This window comes from Actinoplanes nipponensis (assembly GCF_016862275.1).
GTDB lineage: Bacteria > Actinomycetota > Actinomycetes > Mycobacteriales > Micromonosporaceae > Actinoplanes > Actinoplanes nipponensis.
Genome location: NZ_BOMQ01000063.1, coordinates 109,589 through 130,684, shown reverse-complemented (window position 1 = coordinate 130,684; position 21,096 = coordinate 109,589). Strand labels below are relative to the sequence as shown.

Sequence of the window (21,096 nt, the reverse complement as noted above, 5' to 3'; positions counted from 1 at the left end):
TTCTGCGCGGTTTCGCACCGCCGGTCCGTCGCCGTAGGGTGTCTTCATGGGCATGCTGTGCGCGGTCAGCTTCAACCGGTACGGCCGTCTCTACTACCTCGACCCGGGCGAGTTCTCACCCCAGGTGGGCGACCGGGTGCTGGTCCCGACCGACGACGGGCCCGAGGTGGCGGAGTGCGTCTGGGCGGCGCAGTGGGTCAGCGAGGACACGGACGGCTTCCCCAAGGTCGCCGGCCTCGCGGACGACCGCGACCTGCGCCGCGACGAGCTGCTGCGCAAACGTAAGGCCGAGGCCAAGGTCGCGGCCAAGAAACTGATCAAGGCGCACGAGCTGCCGATGAAGGTCGTGGCCGTGGACCACGTCCTGGAGCAGGGCGGCACGGGTGGCGCCCGCACCACGATCTACTTCACGGCCCCGCACCGCGTGGACTTCCGGTCCCTGGTCCGCGATCTGGGCGCGACCCTGCACTGCCGGGTGGAATTGCGCCAGTTGTCGGCCCGTGACTCGGCCCGGGTGCAGGGCGGCATCGGCTCCTGCGGCCGCGACCTGTGCTGCGCGACGTTCCTGACGGACTTCGAGCCGGTGACCATCCGGATGGCGAAGGACCAGGACCTCCCCCTGAACCCGCTCCGCATCTCGGGCGCGTGCGGGCGGCTCATGTGTTGCCTCAAATACGAACATCCGCTGTATCAGAAGTTTCAGGCGTCGGCGCCGGCCGTGGGCTCCCGGGTGACCACCCCGGAGGGGGACGGCAGGGTCGTGGCCCACAGCGTGCCGAAGGATGCGGTGGTGGTGCGGATGGACGCGGACGGGTCGCGCTGCTCGTGCAGCCGTGCGTCGGTCTGCGGACCCCGCCAGGCCCACGACGAGCAGTACTCCTGACCGATACGTGACCTGGCGTTCCGGCTCGCGGTCGGCTCGCCGGCCGCGGTGATCCGCAGGTCGACCAGGAGCGAGGCCGGCCGCGCCGGGAGCCGACGCCGTCCGCGCCTCCGGCCGATGCCGCGCAGGAGCCACCGCCCTACGGCGCCGCCGTGCCGGGCGTCGCCGTGCCGGATGTCGCTGTCCCGGGCGTCGCGGTGCCGGGCGTCGCGGTGCCGGGCGTCGCCGTGCCGGATGTCGCTGTCCCGGGCGTCGCTGTCCCGGGCGTCGCGGTGCCGGGCGTCGCGGTGCCGGGCGTCGCGGTGCCGGGCGTCGCCGCCCCGGATGTCGCTGTCCCGGGCGTCGCTGTCCCGGGCGTCGCCGCCCCGGATGTCGCCGCCCCGGATGTCGCTGTCCCGGGCGTCGCTGTCCCGGGCGTCGCGGTGCCGGGCGTAGCCGTGCCGGATGTCGCCGGCGTCGGTGCTGGTGCTGGTGCCGCCTCGGCCGGACCGTCGACGATGATGGGCGGCTCGATCAGGTGGGTCCGCAGGGGTTCGTCGGGCCGCAGCCACGGGCTGTCCGGCGGCCCGTGCGGGTCGGCCACCCACTTGCGGCAGATCTTGTCGATGCCGATCGGGTGCACGGTCAGGGTGCCGTCCGCGGCGATATGCAGGCGGAGGAAGCTTTTGGCGTCCTCGATGCCCTGGCCCGCGAACAGCTCGTTGACGTTGACGTCGAAAAAGCTCGCGATCAGCAGATAAAGCGCGACCAGCTGGGCGGCCAGATACGCGATCAGTGGCCCGTACAGCACCGCGGCCACCGCCAGCGGGCCGGGCCAGGCCCAGTCGCGGAACGGGAGTTGCAGCCACACCCACGTGCCGCCCGCCGCCAGCGCGATCTGGGCGAAGCCGTGGGCCAGGCCGAGTATCCAGTGCCGGGCGTGCTTGTCGGAGCTGGCCCCCGGCGGCTGCGCGAACAGCACCGCCCCGGTCATGATCAGCACCAGCATGAGCACCAGCGGGATGCTGAACAGCCGCTGGATGGTGCCGCTCTGCCCGGCCGCGCCCGCCATCGCCAGCATGGTCAGCGTGTGCACGATGCCGAGCATCGTCGCGAAGCCGGTGTTGCGGGCCGGCAGCTTGCCGAAGACTCCCCAGCTCATCCGCCGGGACTGCGCGGCGCTGGGGAAGCGGGACACCAGCGAGTAGTCGCGGCTGCGGCTGGCGCTGCGGGTCAGCGTCTCCTTCGGCGGCACCGTGAGGGTCTCGGGCAGCTGGTGGGTGGCGAGCAGGTAGGCGCCGCCGCCGCCGCAGGTGATCAGGTCGCGGTCCTCGCCCGTGTAACGCGCGTAGTGGTGCATGTCGCCCGAGACGAGCAGCCGGACGTGGGCGCCGGTGGGCGCGAGGATGGTGCGGATGAAGTAGTCGACCGCGTCGTACGCCTCGGGCTTCTTCGCCGCCTTGACCCAGGTCGGCGAGGGCGTCATCAGGATGACCCGGTCGTCGGGGCCGAGGTTGCGGGCGGCCTTCTCGAAATACAGCAGCTGGGGGTCGTCGATGTACGCGCCGAACTGCTCGTCGATCCCGAACAGCCACCAGTTGGCCGGCAGCTCCACCGCGAAGTACGAACGGCGCTGCTGGGTGCGCCAGCCGCCGATGTGCCCGTCCTTGCGGCGGGCGAAGAGGCGGAGGAAGGCTGTCAGGCCGTCGTACCAGTCGTGGTTGCCCGGCAGGGCGAAGAGCGTGGGCCGCGGCCCGGTGGCCGGCGGCTGGGGCAGGGCCGCGCGGTACGGCCCTTTGGTGCGGTTTTCGTAGCTGTCGCCGTTGGCGACCGGATAGACCTGGTCGCCGCCCATGAGCAGCACCTGGCCGCGGGGCAGGACCCGGCCGCCCACCTCGAGCTGCGGCTGCGCCAGCAGGTACGCCACCGAGTAGGTCGCGTGGAACCCGTCGCCCAGGTCGGCGACGTAGTCCAGCCACAGCTCGCCGTCGGTGCCGGGCTGCTGGAACGAGTCGCCGGAGAGCGCATTCTGCAGCTCCCGCTTGTCGAGATACGCGCCGAAGAGAATCGCGAACAGCGTGCGCAGGCCGGTGTTGAGCAGCAGCAGCGGCGCCAGCCAGCCGACCGGCCGCTGCGGGGTGAACCCGAGCTGCTGCGGCTCCATGCTCACCGGCCGCCGCGCCACCGAGGGCTCGGCCTCGGCGGATCGCCGGCGGTGCCGCCGGGGCGGCTGTTGATCGGTCACGAGAGGCAGACTAGCCCGGGGGTATGACACCGGCCGTCCGGTTCCGGCGCGCCTGGGCGGGGTCGTTCCGGAGCGCGACGGCCGATGCAGTAGACTCAACGATCGTTGCCGCCTTAGCTCAGTCGGCTAGAGCGACGCACTCGTAATGCGTAGGTCGACGGTTCGATTCCGTCAGGCGGCTCAGATGGATGCCCTGACCAGCGGAAACGCAGGTCAGGGCATCGTTCTTCTTCGAAGAAGATTTGAGCCCCCCCCCGAAAACCCCTCAGGTCCGGACCTAGTGGAATCAAATCCGGTCGCTTTGCGAAGCATTGGTCAGGGCAGGGTCACTCCGATAAAGGCGTGGATGCGCGCGTGGCCAGGGATCCCTGTAGATGGGCGCCGCGTCACCAGATGGGTGTGACGTGGCCGAGTTGGCCGTCGTAGCGGCGGTACAAGATTTCTGCACGTGTGGTGGCGGCGCCGGCGAAGATGAGGAACGCGCGGCCGCTGGTGTCCAGGTGGCGGATGGCTTCGGGCAGCGTGACGGACGGTACGGGGTCGCCGTCGGCTTCGACGGGCGAGTTCGGGGCGTGGTCGATGAGGGTCGTCGCCTTGAGAGTGGCCAGGTGGTAGCCGGTGGGTCCTGCGCGGTGGGCGACTCGGTCGTGCCCGTCGTGGTCGTCGGTGAACAGGTAGAAGTCGTAGTCGCGCAGGTCCATGGTCAGGGCGGCGGCGGTGGTGACGTCGTGCACGGCGGGTGGGCGGGCTTTGTGCCGGACCAGCCCTCGGGGGTGCCGGTCCGGTCGGGCGTAGGTGCGAACGGGGCTCGGTTCGCGGTTCTGATGCCATTCGCCGTGGCTGAACGTCGGTGGACCGGTCGGGCCTGCCAGGTGGGTGTTCAGCCGGTGGAGCACCGGTGGCGGCGCCGCGGTGACCCGGTCGACGGCTTGACCGATGGTGGAGGGCGGCTGCCTGCCGGCATTCTCCTCATGGTCATCACCTTGAGCCTGCCTGCCATCGCGCAGACGGCGTCCGCTGGCATACGCGACCTTGCGTTCGCCGCGACACTGCTGACACGGCACCGTCGCCGCATCGGCGTCATCGATCCGCCGCATTGAGATTCGCGGCTGGAGCAGCACCGGAGCTGCCGCCGGCATACCGCGGCCCGCATTGGCGCCGGACGGCTGGACCACCGCGTCCGGACACCTCGACATTCGCTGCTCGTAGTGATGCGGCACGAGGTGCCATCGGTGGCAATCCACGTTCAACCCGTGCAGACGCCCTGCGCTCGAGAGATGCCACGTTTGGGCTCGGCCGAACGGGCCATAGTTCGAGTTCAGCGGTCACCGTGACTGGTACACGACAACGCTTAGGTTTGGTGAACGCTGTCTTCGCTTATATATTCGTGTTCGTGATGATTCAATTGGGCGAGGATTTGGTCCGGATGCTGGCGCGAAGTTGCTGCGGTCTCCCAGTCTGAGCTGCACTGCCTTTTCCTCCCGGGAGGATCCGAACTTCGACGATCCGGGCAGCGCCTTCCAGCAACGGTCGCGTTGTGCGGCATCGAACGGTTGGGTGTTGATGCGGGCGCTGCTGCGTCATCGCCACATGGGTGCGCTGACCCGCTCGCGCGCCTACAGTTGTCGTGTCACTGCCCAGGGCGGGACTGTCGGCGCACCGTCCCCGGATCACGGGGGCGGCGCGACTGATGGAGTGCCCCGTTACCCCCCCATTTACCCCCGTGGGAAACCGTCACCATATTGACAATTGCTGACAAGCACTGGCCACTTGGAGATGGCACCTGCGCAGCTAAGGACTGATCTTTACGGCCAACGGCAAGGCTGGCGCCGTGCGTTGGGTCGCTTCCAGCTCCATGTTGCCCGCGTTTAGGCGCACCGGTAGCCGGAAACGTTTCCGACTGATCAGAATATCTGTGCGATTGCGTTCCCATGGGCCCTTAAGAGTGGTGCGGGCCAGCGCGTGATGGTCGCGGGCCGGACTTCATCGAGGCACTCAAGAAGGACTTCCAGGAAGGGCATTGATGCGTCTGTCGAGGCTGCCTGCCCTGTGGCCCCTCCTGCTATTGGCTTTGCCGACTGCAGCGTTCGGGCTCGCGACCAATCTGGCCAGCGATATGTTGCCTTCTTGGCTCGGCAGGTGGGCGATCTGGGCGCTCATTCCTCTGGCTGTTCTGATGGTGGCCGCCGGTGGCCTGCAGATCAAACGAGACGCCGGCGGACGTGACGCCAGAGCCCGACGTATCGCGGCTCGTCGTGTTAACGCCGTGCTGTCGAACAAGCTGGGTCGGGCTGTAGATAACGTTCCGGTCATCCCCGTGAAGCTGGCTGGCCGCTCTGATCTGGCACAGGGTAGCCCAGCGGACCCGGGCCCGGCCGACGTCAGCGCGCTATTCCGACTCTGCGGAGAGTCGTTGCTGGTTGTCGGGGATGGCGGTGTCGGCAAAACCGTCATGCTGATGCAGTTGTGTGCAACCTTGTGCTTGCAAGCCGAGCAGGACGACGACCCTGACCTTGCCGTGTACCTGGGCTTGGAGTCGTGGGACAGCCGTCACGGCGCGTTCGACGACTGGGTGGTCACCCAGGCCGCCGTCAATTACAAAATTGACAAAGAAACCGTCCGCGCTTGCCTGGATAGCAGCCGGCTGGTCATCGTGATCGACGGGTTGGACGAGATCAGCGGATTAAGACGTCGCCAGGTCGTCGCCGCGATGGGGATGTTTCAAACGGCTCACCTTGCACGGATCGCCGTCGGTTGCCGCACCAAGCAGTATCAGGCGTTGCGGACACCGCTCACCGTTACCGCCGCGGTTGAGGTCCTCGCGCCGACCCAAGAACAAGCGCTCGAGTACCTTCGCAACCTCCAGCGGCCGGCGGCTACCGCTGTCGCCTCGGTGCCCAGCACTGATCGGGCCTGGTGGGACATGGTACGCACTCCCCTGATGCTCAGCATTGTGGCGCGGGTTTCGGCGAGCAATCCCAATGTGCAGCTGGTGAGAAGAGGATCGGCGCGGCAGCGGCGTGACCATGTACTGAACACGTACGTCGACGAACTGCTGGCTCGACGCGGTCGGCAGACGCGGTACCCAGCAGCTGACGCTCGGCGGTGGCTGGAATGGCTAGCCTGGTGGCTCACCGCCAATGATGCTGCGTCGCTGACCGTCGACCGATTGCCTTCCGCGTGGGCGGGGCAGATCCCGGACTCTGATCCGGACACGATGATGGGCAGCCCATTGCGGCTGTTGCAACGCGGTCTGCGTCTCACGATTCTGGTCTGGGGATTGACCCAGTTCGTGGTGTTGGCGGTGTCGGGCCGCGTGAGCCTGGTTGCGCTATTAATATCCGCCATTTCGTCCGGGCTCGTCTACGCCACGACCGCAAACCATGTGAACCGGAACTACGCTAACAACCAGCGGTACATCCAGCCGCTGTGGAACCTGACAACCTTGCGGGTTGTCTGGACCGAGCGCGTATCCGTTGTCGGCGTTTCACTCCTGGCCGTAATGATTCCTATCGTCCTCCTGAAGGAGTTGCTCACCGGGATACGTGTGCCTTACGCGGCGCTCATCAGCATTTGTGGCACGTGCACTCTCCTGTACCTGCCCGGACTTCTCACCATCGACAGCCCGAAGCGACTGCGCGAAACGACGGCGGTGTCCCCGGGGGAACAGTTGCGTCGGTCAGCGGCCAACGCCATGTTCATGACGATCGCAGTCGCTGTACCCGCCCTCGTGACGGCCGCCGTACTGAGCGGGGTACGCACCCATAGCTGGGGCTACAGCCTCGTGCTCGTGCTGCCGATGACGCCCGTGACTGTCGCGGGGTACTGGCTCGCATTCGGTGGCGCACCGGTCGTGCAGTACCAGTACGTGCGAAACAAGATCGTTGCGGCCGGATACGGGCCACCGCACTACCTTCGCTTTCTCCGGTGGAGTCAGGATCAGCAGATCCTAACCTGCGCAGGTGACGCCTTCCAGTTCCCCCACCGCGAGATTCAAGGGTTCTTGGCCAGATGTTGGAGACCGGCATTTACCGGTGAATAGAACATCGGCAATGGCAAAGAACGGCGTGGTACCTGGCCAGTAGGTTCGCGGCCTTGCGGGTAGCGGCGGGAGGCGGAGCATTCAGCGCCCACGCTGACGCACGCCAGGCCGTCAACCGCCCTATGGCAGGTCTGACAACCAACGGCCCCCGCAGGTACGACGCCGTCCGGGTTCGCGGTTCGCCGTGGCGGCCGGTGGCCCGGTCCGGCCCCCCCGTTTACCCCCCCCGTCCGAAAACTCATGCCAACGGGTGACGACTGGTGGCAGACGTTGATCAGCGAACAGCCGCGTCTGCGCAGGTCAGCGACTATCTATGACAACGACTGACAAGCTAGGGAGGGCGATGGTTGAGGAGCGTAGGTTGTCGACTAATGGTCGAGTGGAAGGGACGATCTGCGGTCCAGAGCGGACTGGAGCGCACGTCAAGGCACCCTTCTGCCTTCGATCAAATCGCGTCCAGTCTGATGGCGTCGGTCTGGCCGGTGCTGCGGCTCGGCGATCGGGTCCGCTTCGTAGGCGAAGACCACCAGGTCGTCAGGCTGTTCGGCGCGTCGGGTCGGCGGCGCTAGGTCAGGAAGAAAGATAGCCCGTCGGTGACCGGCGTACCGGCCATGGGGGACTACACCTTGGCGAATCTGCGGAGACGCTCCATCATGTAGCGATGGTTAAGGAGCCTAGCGGCCCAGCGGCCGAGGACTTCCACGGCCGAAGTTGGCTTGTCCGGGCGGTGGACGACTGGGCGGCGACCTCCGCACGGCTCTTGACCATTTCGGGAGCCCCAGGGTCTGGCAAAACGACGTTCCTTCAGCATCTGGGTTTAGGCGAGCGAGCTGCCCGAACCTACTTCTGCGACTCGCGCATTGACGCCACGCTGGACCCGGTCCGCTACGTTGAGGCACTGGCATCCGGGCTTGTCGCATCGCTACCCGGATATCGCGACGCGCTGCTTCTCCCCGGACCTGCAAGCACCACGTCCGCACCCGTGTACATCAATGCCAATGTCAGTGTGCACTCAGCGGGCACGGGGGCAACGGTGGCCGGGGTCACGATCAAGTTCATGGATTCGTCGCCGCGACGGGCTGTCGACCAGCTTCTTCGCAAACCCCTGGAAGCGCTCGGCGTAGTGTCCACGAAGCCCATCTTCCTCGTCGACGCCCTGGACGAAACGGTTTCCTACGGTGCTGAGTACGGCATTGCCCGCCTGATCGCGCAGAGTATGGCCGACCTACCGATCCGCTTCGTCGTAACGACCCGACCCGACGAGAGGGTCGTGTCCCTGTTGAGGTGCGCCGACAGCTCGTTCCTTGATCTGGCGACGGACCGGGTGTCCGGCGAGGACGACATAGAGGGATACATCCGTGCCCGGACAATCAAGCTTGGGGCCGGCGGCGCGGAGCCACTGGCTAGTCGCATCGCAGCCGCCGCCGACGGAAACTACCTGTATGCGCACTACGCCCTTCGCAGTTTGGAGGCGGACGATGCACTGCCCGAGCAACTCCCTGCGGGGCTTGATGAGTGGTACGCGAGCTTCGTAGCCCGCGAGCTTTACCCAGGTGGAAGCGCCTCCACCGATCATCGATGGGTCACCCGTATCCGCCCTGTGCTGGCGCTCCTCGTTGCGGCCCGGGGGAGAGGACTGACCCGTCAGCAGATCGGCGAAATCTCCGGCATCGACCTTCCCGGCTCGGAAGACTCACCGTTCGGGGTCGACGACACTCTGCGGCTCCTCGGCCAATTCTGCGTCATGGACCCCGAAACATCGGAGTACCGCCTCTACCACGATTCTTTCCGGGACTACCTGACCCAGGGCGATTACCCGCTCGTCAACGTACGGGATGGGCACTTCCGCATCGGCCGCTACTTTATGGATCAATGGAATGGTCTTCGGTGGCTTGAGTGTGCCGACCCGTATCCGCTCCGCCATCTCGAGTCACACCTGCTGCACGCCGTCCAAGGGGCCGCGCCTCAAGCCTCGCACGAGATCATTGGCCGCCTGCTCGGACTGAGAACGGATCTCCACTACCTCGAGGCGCGAACCATCGCCGTGGGCATCAGCGCTGTCCTAACGGATTTGGCCAGAACGCCAGACGACTGGCATCCGCCCGGCCTGTCGGACGGGTTGACCAGCCTTGCCAAGCAAGCGACGCAGATTCGCGCCATTCTGGCCGGCCGTGCGCACCGACTCAGTGCCGGCAGCGAGCAGGCTGCGGCGTACTTCGCCCAAGAAGTGCACAACGAGGCCGTCCGGCGGCGTCTCCCCGAGGTCGTTGCGAGAGCCGTCGCCCGGCTCGACGAGATCTCCGCGCCGCACGGGAGGCTGCTATGGTCCGGCGGCGGAGAGAGCACGGCGAATCTCGTGGGCGTCCTCAGCGGCCACCCTGGCGTGATCCGGGCGATGCGGCTGACGCCGGACGGGTCCGAGCTGATCTCGGGAAGCCCGGACAACACGGTGCGGATATGGGATCTGGCGGATCGGACCTGTCGCGTCATCCAGGCGCCGCGGCCTCTCCGGGAAATCTGCATCTCGCCCGACGGCACATGGTCCGTCACCTCATTCCTCAACCGTAATGTCTATATATGGGATCACGCGTCGGAAGACGTGGCAATCGTGTCCGACATCGTTGGCGTCATCGACGCCGTTACGGTGACACCCGACAGCGGATTCGCGGCGGCGTTTTTCGACGAGACCGGCCGGGCACTCTCCGACGGTCGGGAGGCACCGTCCCTTCTGCTGGTCTGCGAGCGACGGACATTGCGTACGCAGCAATGGCGGTTTCCAAGCCACAAGGTCCTCCACCTCGCCGCCTTCCCAGACAGCCGGCAAGTGCTGGCACTGACTTCCTCGGGCCCGCTCGTGTCCGTCGATATCCACTCCGGCGAGGTGGGCTACATCGCGCGCCCCTTCGACAACCCGATCTGGTCGTGGGACTTCGACTCATCTGGGAAGACGGCCGTCGTCGGAACCGCCACGGGCGAGATCTGGGTTCTCGACATCGCTTCCGGGACCTGGCACTTCGTCGGAAGCCACGCGACCGACGAGCATCCCGATCGTGGCGTCTGGTTCTCGGTGACCGGCGTCAGGTTCCTCGACTCCGCCCAGTCCATCGTGTCGGTCTCGCGGGACGGCACCGCTAGGATCTGGAGCCAGCACGACGGATCGGACCGTACCGTGCTGACAGTCGACGACGCGATCCTCTCCTTCGTCCTAACGCGCGACGGTAACCGCCTCATGGTGGGCACGCAACGCGGCAAAGTGGCCGTCTGCGACCTCGCCACCGGTCACACGCGGGCGCTCCAAGGACACCGGAACTGGGTGACATGCATGGCGCTGGACGTGGCCGAACGTACGCTCTTCACGGGTTCATATGACTGCGACATCCGCATGTGGAACATCGAGGCCTTCGCCGACGAATCGCCCGGCCACACCACCGAGATCGACCTTGTTGCGCTCTCACCCGGCGGCGAATTCGCCGTCAGCGTCGACGCCGATGGGGAGATGCGGTCGTGGCGCCTCACGGACGGGAGATCGCGGGTTGTCGCCCAGCTTGCGTCACGCGCCCATGCGTGCGTTCTCGTTGGTGGCGGCACTGTGGCCGCCGCGCTGACCCTTGACGGGAAGCTGCACCTGATCGGCCTCGAGTCGGGCGAGGTCCGGGTACTCGACAAGAGCATTGGTGCCATCATCAGCGACGGCAACGTGCAGCCAGGTTCGGATGGACCGGCGGTCGGCTCCTGGGAGCCGACAAGGGTCCGGGTGGCACCCATGGGCGAGGTGGAAAGTCTCCAGGACATGGGTTTCGCGGTCCCCTCCAACGGCATGAACCTGACTGAGTTGTCCTGCATCGCGGCGGGACGATCCGGCACGGTGCTGGTTGCCGGAACAGCCAACGGCACCCTCTGGGTATGGGACCTCGACTCCGGCCACCTGGACAATGTCGCAGGCCATACGGAAAAGGTAAATCAGGTGCTGGTAACCGGGGACTCCATCCTGAGCGCAGCCACCGATGGGACCGTGCAGCTCCTTCACCTGTCCTCTCGGCAGCGACGCACAGTTTCCGGCACAGATCCGGGATGCCGAGCCGTCGGGCTGGGAATGTCTGGCGATGGCCAATGGGCCGCCGCAGCGTGGTCAGACGGCCGGTTGGCGTTGTGGGACACGAACGGCGACACGGTCGAGACGCAGGAAACCGTCAAGCCTTTGCTGAGCATAATCGTCGACCCGGACAATCTTGACGTGGCATGCCTCGGTTTCTCCTATGCCGTCATCGTCAACCCCTTCAACCGTAGGGCGTTCGTGGTCGACCAACTCGGCGAGAACGAGAGTGTTGCCACGTTCACCAGCTTTGGCGGAGAGGTGTTCTCGCCGTACGCGGTCGGCTTCACCGCCGGCAATGGGCGGATTGTCACTCTGCTGAACCGAATCTCGATCTGGGGTTTCGGCGAGCAGACAACTGGATGCGATCTCGCCCTGCCACTGCATCGCCGCCTCGTGATGGCGACGGGCAAGGAAGACCTTCTGCTGGTCGGCGACGGCAACGGCACCGTGGCCCTGTACCGAGTTCACTAGCGCGGCTCGTCGCTGACTGCCCGGCGAGGAGCCGCGATGCGACCGCACCTCACGGTCCAACGAGTCAGGGGAGCCGTCCGCCATCCGGTCCGGACTGTCAGCGGCCGTGCGATACTCCATACACCAGCGGCGACAGGAGTCCACCGTGGCCGATCCGTTCACTCTCGGCGCCGTAGGCGGCGTCGTGCTGTCGGAAGCGATCAAGTTCCTTTATGGGCAAGCCGGAGAACTTATCAAGCTGCGCCGGGAGAAAAGGGTTAAGAAGACTACGACCGACGCTCAGGTCTTCGCTACGCCAACCGAGCTGCAGGAGCCCGATCCGGAACTGGCCGCACACTTCGAGCCCGACCTAAGGGAACTGCGGCACGCCCTGGCCGACTATGCCGACGGTGTCGACCCCGTCGAGACTAGCGATCGTGCTCTGATCGACGCCGTCGGCGCGCTCCGGAACATCCTGGAGATCGTCTACCACCGGGATCTGACGCTTCGCGGAGAGTCCCGGCAGACCGCGAATGCCGACGTGACGGGCGAGGCAAGGGTGCGCGAGGTCGCCGGCTACGTCGCCGCCGTTCGAGCCGGGCGGCTCGTGTCCGGGTCGGTGCGCGGACGCCTCGAAGCCGAACGGGTGGAGGCGGGCGGCGAGGCGATTGGCGTTGACGTCGATTCGGTCGAGTGAGCCGTGCCGTACACCTTGGGGGTCCGCCGGACGCCAACTGCTGGTAGTGGCCGACCATCTGCTGGTGCTGGCCGACCATCGGGCGGTGCCCCTAACCGGTTATCCCCTCGACCGGCTGCCCGGCGGACGGCTGAAGCGCCTACTGCGATCGCGTCCGACGGCGTGACGACGTAGCCGGCTTCCGGGAACATGGGCGTACCCGATACGCGCGACGTGCCGGAGAGAGCGCCCGGTAGTGCCACGCGGATCCCAGCAAGCGTCAATGCCCCCCCGTTTACCCCCCGAAAACCCCTGCCAAGGGTCGACTATCAGTGACAGACGTAGATAAGTCGACGATCGGGTCTGCGCAGGCCAACGGCAGGTTCTGACGATGAACGACAAACCCGGGGCCGTGACGTTCGGTAAGCGTAGGTTGTCGACTCTTGTCAACGTTGCGCAATCCTCGGGCACCAGGGTCTCACCGCCGCTCCAATCTCGGCGACTGCTCCACACCGCGAGCGAAGAAGCTCGTCGTGCTCGTCGGCTTCCGGCGGGCGCTAGCCGCTGCCGTCCGTACGGTCGGTGGTGACCGCCACCACGCGGCTCAGACAGATGCCCTGATCAGGACATGCTGGTCAGGGCATCTGCTTTTCGATGCGGTTTTGCACCACCCCCAAGAACCCCGGTAACGCCCGCGGGCGGTCAGGGTTCCCGTGCCCAACCCGGACCTGCGTCGTTATCCGTTTGGTCGTTTCCTCGGCGTCGGGATGAGCAACGCGTGGGCCGATGCCGCTTCCGTGCCGCAACAGCGGTCCGTCAGCTAGGGAGTGACGCGGTGATGCGAACAACTGAGGGCTTCGACCAATTCGGCAACCCGGAGGGGCGTGCATTCGACCTCGGCGGCGGGGACGAGGACCGTGTCCGGGGCGAGCGGATTTTGTTTTACCACTGCCCGATCGTCGACGGGCCGATCGCAGAGAAGGAACTTCAGCGGCTGCTCGGCGAACGCGGATTGGCCCTGGACGTACACCACGGGTCGCGGCACGGCAGCGGTGACTTGACCGAGGAGATGCTTTCCCGCTACACCCAGCTTTGGTATCTCTCGGGTGAGGTGCCTACTCTGAGTGGCCACCAGGTCCAAATGATCGGCGATTATGTCGCTGCGGGTAACGGGTTGGCGATCTGGGCAGACAACGAGCCGTTCTATGCGGACGCGAACCTGCTCGCCGAGGCGTTGATCGGGTCGAGGTTCAGCGGCAACGAGATGGCCGACCAGGTCATGGTGCCGGGTGAGCAACGGTCGCCGGGAAGTTTCATCGAGCACCAGCTGACGCAAGGGGTGAACAACCTCTACGAGGGAATCACCATCTGCACGATCCACCCCGTGCCCGGGGTGACGATCTTGGGGCAGAGCCACGACGGGCAGATGGGCCTGGGCTGTTACGAGGACGAGTACCGGCGCATTGTGCTCGACACGGGCTTCACGAAGCTCTATCCCGATCGGTGGACCGCACAAGCGGGGCCGCTGGTTCGTGGCCGAGCGGGGTCAGTCGGTGAGCCAGACCCTCACGGCGCTGGTTGGGGTGATCGGCAAGTCGATCCTCCAGTCCGCGCAGAGCGCTTCCAGCGGCGTACCGGAAGTGACCCTCCCGACGAACGTGCCCGGCATGACCGGCGACCGAACCCACAGGAGTTGAGAGCCACCATGACTGAATACGACGAGGACCGCAGGGCCGACGGTGAGGGCCAGATCATCATGCCCTTCTACCTTCTCTGCGATGTGTCCGGTTCGATGGCACCCGACATGGGTGAGCTGAACAAGGCCCTGGGCCAGTTGCATCAGCAGCTGCTCAACGAGCCCATCATCAACGACCTGGTGATGATGAGCCTGATCACCTTCAACCACGGGGCGAGGACGGCCGTGCCGCTGGCCTCGCCGGAGGAGATCACGTTGCCGACCCTGTCGGCCTCCGGCGGCACCGACTACAGCCCGCCGTTGCGTGAGTTCCACGAGAAGTTCACGGCAGACCGGACCCGGCTCAAGAGCGAAGGCAAGCGGGTCTACCGGCCGTGCATCTACTTCCTGACCGACGGCGACCCCAACAATGCCGGCTACGAAGCAACCATGGCGTCGCTCATCACCGAGGAGAACAACAAGGCGTACCCGTACATCTGCGCGTTCGGATTCCGGGACGCGACCGCGGCGAAACTGCAGAAGCTCGCGTATCCCGATTTCGGCGACGACAGCAAGCGCGGCCGGTACTTCATCGCGAAGGACGGGGCCTCGATAGCCCAGGTGCTCGAGGCGATGGTCGGCGTACTGGCGCGGTCGATCCTCCAGTCGGCTGACAGCGCCTCGGCCGGCACTCCGACGGTCGTCATGCCGGAGCCGACCGGCGTGAACGGGATGGGTGGAAGCTTTGTCTGAGACCGGACCTGTCGTGATCGGAGAGCCCGGCCGGACGGCCACCGCGATCGGGCCTTGCGCGCCGACGTACCACCCGGACTCGGCCGACCATGAGCTAAGCGAGTGCGTGGTGCCCGGGGCGCAGGTCCGCGCGGCCAGCGTCCGCGGGCTGATGCACCGCTACAACCGGGAGCCGCGGCAGGACCGCTTCTCGGTCGTCTACGACGATGCCACCGCGACGCTGGTGATCGTCGTGTGTGACGGGGTGGGGCAGTTCGCGCTCTCCCACGAGGCCGCGGCGTTCGTGGCGTCGGACGCACCGCGCGCGTACCTGGTGCATCGCGACTGGCATGCGGCGGTGGTCGAGGTCAATCTGGGTCTCACCGACCTGGCCGAGGCGGCGGCGCACCGCAACCGCATGCTCAGCGTGCCGCAGCACGGGATGGCGACCACCCTCGCGGCGGTGGCGATCCGCTTCGAGGAGACCCGCCGGACGGCCTCCATCGCCTGGATCGGCGACACCTCCGTGTGGTTCCTGGACAAGCGCGGCTGGGAGTCGATCACCGACGACGGCCCGGCCGATGACCGGGACGCCCCCGATTCGGGCCGGGTCGGGGCCCTGCCGAACGCGGACCCGCGGCCGGCGGTCATCGAGAGGGATCTACCGGACGGTGCGCTGTTCCTCACCACGGACGGCATCGGCAACCCTCTGCGAGACGCGGAGCAGGTCAAGGAAACGCTGGCCGGCTGGTGGGCGACGCCGCCGGATGTGTTCGCGTTCGCCCGGCAGGTGGGGTTCGCCCGCAAGAGTCACCTCGACGACCGCACCGCGGTCGGGGCCTGGCTGGCCTAGCCATGATCGTTGTCGACGTCGGCGCGCTGGGGATCGGGCACGGTGTGAAGCCGTTCGCCGAGGGTGCGGTCGGTGCGCTGTTCCATGTGTCGAATCCGGTGCCGGGTCTGGAAGGCCGGACTCTCGTCTTCAAGCGGGCGAAAGATCAGCGGGAGCTTCCCAAGGGCATCGATCGGAGTCTGGTCCTCGCGCAGATGCGCACCGTGGTCGCGATGCGCAATGCGATGACTGCCACGGAAGCAGCGGACCTGGACGAGGTGACCGTGTGGCCGCTGGCGATGGTGCAGGACGGCCACAAGGACGACGGCATCCTCATCGACCTCATCGCCCCGGAGTTCTTCGTCGACACCAAGCCGGCCTCCGGTCCCGCCGGTAAGGCGTTGTTCGAGTTGCAGTTCCTGTGCACCACCGACGGATATCTCGACAAGATGGGCATCGATCGCTCGGTTACCGGCGACGCTGTCATGCGGGTCGCGTTGGCGGCCCGGCTCGCGTACGCGATCGAGATCGTGCACCGCCACCCGGTCGTCTTCGGCGACCTGCACGCCAAGAACGCGGTGGCCGTCACCAAGCCGTTCGCCCGGGTGCTGCTGATGGACTGTGACAGCGTCGCCGAGCTCAGCGACAGCGGGCGGGTTCAGCTGCACGGTCCCTGCTTCACCCCGCCGGAGATCGCCGGCAAACAGCAGAAACTCCAGGATCAGAAGACCGACGTCTACAAGCTCGCGCTGTGCATCATCCGGATCCTCTCTCCGGGCAAGGGCGCTACTCAGCAGATGGATCCGGTCAACCCCACAGCCATCCCGGACCTGCTCGGCAAGGAGGGCATCACGCTGCTCCGGCGAGCCGCGGGCCGCGATCGGTCCGCCCGCCCGACGGCGGCCGAGCTGCGGGAGTACCTCGTGGACCGGGTGCTCAGTCTCGTTCGGCTCCCGGAGCTGACGGCGGCCGCGCTCAGCCATAGCGTCGCGCTGCGGGGCTCGGACATCTTCGTGCGCTGGGAGCAGGAGTACGGCACCGAGGTGCGGATCTACGGAACCGGGGGCTTCCAACTCGACGGGATCGACCCCGTCAAGCACGCCACCGGTTTCTTGATCAAGCCACCGACGGGTGGGCCGATCGACGTCGAAGTCTGGAACAAACACGGCGCCTCGCCGCGCGTACGCGCCGGGTATCTCGACTACTACGAACTACCGGCGCTCGACATCGCCAGGCAGCTGGGCACCATCCCCCGGCCCGAGATCCGTGACCTGCCCGCGCTCGACGCCGGGGCGTTCCAGGCGCTGCAGCCGTTTCCGGTCGTGACCGGCCCCGACCTGAACTTCGCTTCTTCCGCGCCGACTCTCAACTACCCCGCGCCGGCCTTCGGTCCCGTTCCGGGAACGCCGGCCGCCGCCATCGATCGAACTGTCGGGGATGCGATGAAACGTTTGAACAGGGTGCTGCGCGGACGCCTCGGCCAGGCACTGAATGAAGGGGATCCGAAATGGTAGAGCTCGATCGGCACTCGACCGGGGCGCTGCTGTGCCGGCTTGGTGGCGCGGACGCCGGAGTGCTGAGCCTGGCGCCGAAGGCCCGCCGTGAATACATCGCGCTGGCGATGGTGCTGCTGGCCACCGCGTCACTCGCGGTGGTGTCGATGGCCTACGCCATGACCGACGGTTTGAAGGCGAATCCCGCGATCGGGGTTCTCGTCGGACTCTTCTGGGGTGCTCTCATCCTGGTCATCGACCGGGCGCTCATCATCAATCTGAAGCCCCGGGGCAGCAAGGGGCGGATGTTCCTGATGATCCTGCCCCGGCTCCTGATGGCGGCGCTGCTGGGTCTGGTGATCTCCACCCCGCTCACGCTGCGGATCTTCAGCGACGAGATCGCCGGGCAGATGACTCGGGACCAGATCGCCGCGGCCAACATCGCCGCGGAGGAGCTGTCGTCCGGCAGCCTGAAAGGCCTCTTCGACGCCAAGGAGGCCGAGGTCAGGAAGTACGAGGACATCGTTGCAGGCAAGTACACGTACACCGCGGCCGGACTCACCGGGGCGCAGCAGGAGTACGACACGGCCAAGACCGCCTACGACGCGAAGCAGAAGCAGGCCGAGACGGCGTATCGCAAATGGCAGTGCGAGCTCTACGGCGTCGGCTGCGAGGGCACCAGCAAGAAATCAGGCAACGGGCCGCTCGCGCTGGCCATGCAGAAGGAGTACCAGAACCGCAAGGCGGAGGCCGGGGACGCCAAGCGGCTCATGGACGCCAAGCAGACGGCGCTGCTCGGGGCGCAGCGGGAGAACGGCGCGGACGCCAAGACGGCGCTCGCGGCCGCGCAGGCCGACGCCGGGAAGCAACTGGCGATCTTGCGGCCCCAGCGGGACGGCCTGCAGCTGCAGTTGCAGCAGCTCAACGACGCGGCGCAGGCGAAGCGCCAGGACGGCCTGCTCGCCCAGCTGGTGGCGCTCGGTCACCTGGGCGACGAGAGCGGGATCGCGCGACTGGCCCACCTGCTCCTTGCGGCGCTCCTGTTCATGATCGAGCTGCTGCCGGTCGCGATCAAGACGCTCAGCGCCGCCGGTCCGACCACCATCTACGAGCGGGCCGAGAAACTCGACGACGACCGGGTGCTCAAGCTGGCCCAGGAGAGGGCCGGCCGGGAACGCACCAAACAGGCGCAGATCGATCAGCGGGCCGCCGACAGCGAGGCCAGGGTCGCGAAGAAGGTACAGGAGAAGGTCGAGGAAGTGGTGACCGAGATCGCGATGGTGGCCGTCGACCAGTGGAGTAAGGAGGTGCGGCAATCCGCTGCCGACTACACCAACCGCCAGCACCTACCCACGTATCAGGCGGCCAGGGTCCTGGGTGCGCAGAACGCCGTGCAGCAGCGCGGCCCGTACAACCTGCCGCAGGCCCGGAATCCGCACGGCAATGACCCGGCGCAGCAAGGCGGTGGCGGGCAGCAGTCCGGAGGTTCCAAGCCATGACCGAGCCCTACTGGGGCGTCGACGCCGACTGGGCCGGGCTGCTGCTTTTAATCGTGCCGGTGGGACAGCTGTCGGTACCCGCCGGTGAGCTGGCCCAGCTGGTCCGTGACCGGATCGAGAGCGACGCCGCCCTCTATGATGTGGTGACCGTCGCTCATGCTCCGTCGCCGACCGAGTTCGCGGCACCAGCCGACTGGCACCGCGCGCTACGGGCCTCGCTGATTCGTGCGGCGGTGCCTGACGGACACTTCCTCGCGCCCCGCGCGATCTTCGTCACGATCTCCGTTGGGGAGACCGAAGAGGACGCCCGGCAAGGCATGGGTCAGCTGCATGATGACGGCCCGTTCAATCGGATCAGCGTGATCAGATATGGCACCGGGATCCGCAGGGACTCTCAGGGCGGGGGCATCGCGCCTGCGACCATCCGAACGATCGCCCGGGCGGCGTCGAAGAGCATCGCCGCGTACGAGCAGAACCCGGAGCTGGCCATCGGCGAGCGTGACTTCCAGGCGGAGGTCGTTCGGCTGGTTCAGCAGGGTCTGCTCGATCGGCAGGATTTCGCCGTGGCGTGGCCCTCGCCGCGACCAGCACCGCGGATGGGGACAGCTACGTTGACGCAGGCCCCGCGGCAGCAACGAAGTCCTGCGCCGACGCCCCCAGTGACCCCGGCGCCAGCGCCGGCCTCGACGCAGGCGCTCGGCCTCCCGCAGCCGCCGCCCAGCCTTCAGCCGCAAGCCCCCGTGTTCCACCACGCGGGCGACATCGTCCAGGTCGACAGTCGGTCGGCGTTGAGCCGCCTCCGCGGTCCGGAACCCACGGACGCGTACGCCATCGAACGGCTGGCGAGGAGCATCGATGCGGTGTCGCTGGCGTACTTCGTGGTGGTCCCGGATGAGGATTCGAGCGCGCGAAAGGTCGGCCGGGAACATCGGTCGCTCGCCCGGAGCCTGGACCGGCTGCTGGCTGATGTGGGCGGTGATGCCTTGACCGGTCGTCGGATGCGGGTGGCCGCGGAGGTGGTCGCGGCGCTTGACCCGCTGCGCAGGTACGGTGTGCTGCGACCGGCCGGCGACCTGACCGAGGATGATGTGCCCAAGGTCCGCGCCGAACTCTTCGATCATGCTAAGACGGTCGAGGGCCTGCTCGGCGCGGCGCAGCGTACGGCGGTCGCCTTCCAGGCTCGCGGCGTCGACGTCCTGAGCCTGCACTTCATCTTTTTCTCCAGCGTCGCACTGCTCGACGCAAACACCTCCGGCGCCGACTGGGACCGACTGCTCGAACACGCCCGCGTCACCTGGATCGACATCGGCCCCTCCGGGCAAGCTGACAATCGGGAACCACCCGAGATTCTTCCCTCACCGTTCGGCTTCCACTTTGTTTCGGATCGATACGACGTTCCCACCCTAATCCGTGAGGAGTCGGCGATCCTCTACCGGTATAGACCGCCGGCGCCGCCCCAACCAGTTGCCCGCGAGGCGCCGTCAGCCAGCGAAAAGATGGCCGAGTCGTCCGGCGGCCGCCGGGGGTGGCTGCCGCGCCTGCGCCGTCGCGCCGATCGATCTTGATGCAGCGGTGGAGAGGAACGACGGGATGGAACCGGACGGCGATCACGAAGCCCTGCGCAGGGCCGACCTCGCCTGAGGGCCGGAGGGTCAGACTCCCTCCGGCTACTCGGCGGGCTTGACACCGCTTCATCGGCGGCGTCAGCTTGAGGTAGATCCGCCTGAGCAAGGCCCTTCGCCGTCAGTCTGCCCCAATTTTGCGGACGCGCCAGGTCCGGGGGTCAGGATCCCAGATCCTCAAAACACCCGCGGGTAGGCCTGAAAGGTCGAAACGCAGCATGGCATCGAGAGCTTCCTTGTCAGCGCGTACGTTGTTGTCGACGAGAAACCTGGATCCCTCAGTGTCACCGCTGATTATGGATCCGCGAAGCGTCTCAGCAAGACCGTCGCCACCGTACTGAGCGGACACGGCCTAGTCTCCGAAGCCGCCGCCCAGCTGGGCCACGTCGACGAGAGCATCACCAAGAAGTTTTACATCCAGAAACCCTCGACCGCCCCCGACGTTAGCCATGTTCTGGAAAACCTGATCGGCGCAGGCGAGCGTCAGTGACGTTGGCTGCCCAATAAGCATCGCTATGCTGCCCGCCGCCGTGCTTGGCTACGCGCTCGCCGCGACCTTGCTGGTCGAGGCCGGCACCGGGCTACTCGTCGCCGACCGGGCCCAGCTCGGGGGCGCGACACCCACCGCGCCGCCGGTTGGGTTGCCCGCGGGCCCGCCTGGCTTGATGTCCAGCCCGATCGGGCCGTCCAGCTGCCCCGACCGGCTGACGCACGAATTAGGCCACGACTCGGGCTGATCGCAGAGCTGATGGCCCACCCTGCGGGCAGACGCTACCAGGGCATATGCGGTGGCGTAGCCGTTCCCGGCACCGCGATTTGCGCCCCCGTTTACCCCCCCCGAAAACCCCTGCCAACAGACGACGATCGGTGAC

11 protein-coding genes, 1 tRNA gene and 1 pseudogene are annotated in these 21,096 nt (G+C 66.8%); 11 read left to right on the top strand and 2 right to left on the bottom strand.

All coding sequences use genetic code 11. From position 1 onward, the window contains the following. Positions 1-46: 46 nt before the first annotated feature. Positions 47-883 (top strand): PSP1 domain-containing protein, encoded by an 837-nt coding sequence (locus tag Ani05nite_RS27165; protein ID WP_203772893.1) that lies wholly within the window; start codon positions 47-49, stop codon positions 881-883. A gap of 139 nt (positions 884-1,022) precedes the next feature. Here the strand turns inward: Ani05nite_RS27165 and Ani05nite_RS27160 are convergent, their stop codons facing one another. Next, positions 1,023-3,107, bottom strand: a complete 2,085-nt coding sequence (locus tag Ani05nite_RS27160) for a metallophosphoesterase family protein (RefSeq protein ID WP_377880114.1) — start codon at positions 3,105-3,107, stop codon at positions 1,023-1,025. Positions 3,108-3,214: 107 nt separating this feature from the next. On the opposite strand from Ani05nite_RS27160, the gene Ani05nite_RS27155 reads away from it, so the two are divergent. After that, positions 3,215-3,288: transfer RNA gene (locus Ani05nite_RS27155), tRNA-Thr, on the top strand. Between the two features lie 205 nt (positions 3,289-3,493). Here the strand turns inward: Ani05nite_RS27155 and Ani05nite_RS27150 are convergent. Next, positions 3,494-4,282: a sigma 54 modulation/S30EA ribosomal C-terminal domain-containing protein gene (locus Ani05nite_RS27150; RefSeq protein WP_203772891.1), complete on the bottom strand. Its 789-nt coding sequence runs from the start codon at positions 4,280-4,282 to the stop codon at positions 3,494-3,496. A gap of 848 nt (positions 4,283-5,130) precedes the next feature. Here Ani05nite_RS27150 and Ani05nite_RS27145 point away from each other — a divergent pair. The 9 genes and pseudogenes from Ani05nite_RS27145 (at position 5,131) to Ani05nite_RS27110 (ending at position 20,167) form a co-directional block, all read left to right on the top strand. Continuing rightward, the gene (locus Ani05nite_RS27145) at positions 5,131-7,149 is read left to right on the top strand and encodes an NACHT domain-containing protein (RefSeq protein ID WP_203772889.1); all 2,019 of its coding nucleotides are present in this window, start codon (positions 5,131-5,133) and stop codon (positions 7,147-7,149) included. Between the two features lie 982 nt (positions 7,150-8,131). Continuing rightward, positions 8,132-11,716 (top strand): WD40 repeat domain-containing protein, encoded by a 3,585-nt coding sequence (locus tag Ani05nite_RS27140; protein WP_203772887.1) that lies wholly within the window; start codon positions 8,132-8,134, stop codon positions 11,714-11,716. A 145-nt stretch (positions 11,717-11,861) separates the two neighbouring features. Next, a complete protein-coding gene (locus tag Ani05nite_RS27135) occupies positions 11,862-12,392 on the top strand; it encodes a hypothetical protein (RefSeq protein WP_203772885.1) in 531 nt (176 codons plus the stop codon). A 470-nt stretch (positions 12,393-12,862) separates the two neighbouring features. Next, positions 12,863-13,060, top strand: a pseudogene (locus tag Ani05nite_RS42430) (hypothetical protein); the annotation flags it as partial. A gap of 149 nt (positions 13,061-13,209) precedes the next feature. Further along, the gene (locus Ani05nite_RS27130; RefSeq protein ID WP_203772883.1) at positions 13,210-14,799 is read left to right on the top strand and encodes a VWA domain-containing protein; all 1,590 of its coding nucleotides are present in this window, start codon (positions 13,210-13,212) and stop codon (positions 14,797-14,799) included. A gap of 13 nt (positions 14,800-14,812) precedes the next feature. Further along, the gene (locus Ani05nite_RS27125; protein WP_203772881.1) at positions 14,813-15,631 is read left to right on the top strand and encodes a protein phosphatase 2C domain-containing protein; all 819 of its coding nucleotides are present in this window, start codon (positions 14,813-14,815) and stop codon (positions 15,629-15,631) included. 2 nt (positions 15,632-15,633) lie between these two features. Then, entirely contained in the window at positions 15,634-17,124 is a 1,491-nt protein-coding gene (locus Ani05nite_RS27120; protein ID WP_203772879.1) for a hypothetical protein, read from the top strand. After that, positions 17,118-18,602: a DUF4407 domain-containing protein gene (locus Ani05nite_RS27115; RefSeq protein WP_203772878.1), complete on the top strand. Its 1,485-nt coding sequence runs from the start codon at positions 17,118-17,120 to the stop codon at positions 18,600-18,602. Before Ani05nite_RS27120 ends, Ani05nite_RS27115 begins: the two co-directional genes overlap by 7 nt. Continuing rightward, the gene (locus Ani05nite_RS27110; protein WP_203772876.1) at positions 18,599-20,167 is read left to right on the top strand and encodes a hypothetical protein; all 1,569 of its coding nucleotides are present in this window, start codon (positions 18,599-18,601) and stop codon (positions 20,165-20,167) included. Before Ani05nite_RS27115 ends, Ani05nite_RS27110 begins: the two co-directional genes overlap by 4 nt. Positions 20,168-21,096 lie beyond the last annotated feature (929 nt).

Excerpts from the sequence above, each read along its gene's own strand:
- Ani05nite_RS27145 (WP_203772889.1), top strand. The coding sequence starts at position 5,131 with ATGCGTCTGTCGAGGCTGCCTGCCCTGTGGCCCCTCCTGCTATTGGCT.
- Ani05nite_RS27165 (WP_203772893.1), top strand. The coding sequence starts at position 47 with ATGGGCATGCTGTGCGCGGTCAGCTTCAACCGGTACGGCCGTCTCTAC.
- Ani05nite_RS27130 (WP_203772883.1), top strand. The coding sequence starts at position 13,210 with ATGCGAACAACTGAGGGCTTCGACCAATTCGGCAACCCGGAGGGGCGT.
- Ani05nite_RS27110 (WP_203772876.1), top strand. The coding sequence starts at position 18,599 with ATGACCGAGCCCTACTGGGGCGTCGACGCCGACTGGGCCGGGCTGCTG.
- Ani05nite_RS27120 (WP_203772879.1), top strand. The coding sequence starts at position 15,634 with ATGATCGTTGTCGACGTCGGCGCGCTGGGGATCGGGCACGGTGTGAAG.
- Ani05nite_RS27115 (WP_203772878.1), top strand. The coding sequence starts at position 17,118 with ATGGTAGAGCTCGATCGGCACTCGACCGGGGCGCTGCTGTGCCGGCTT.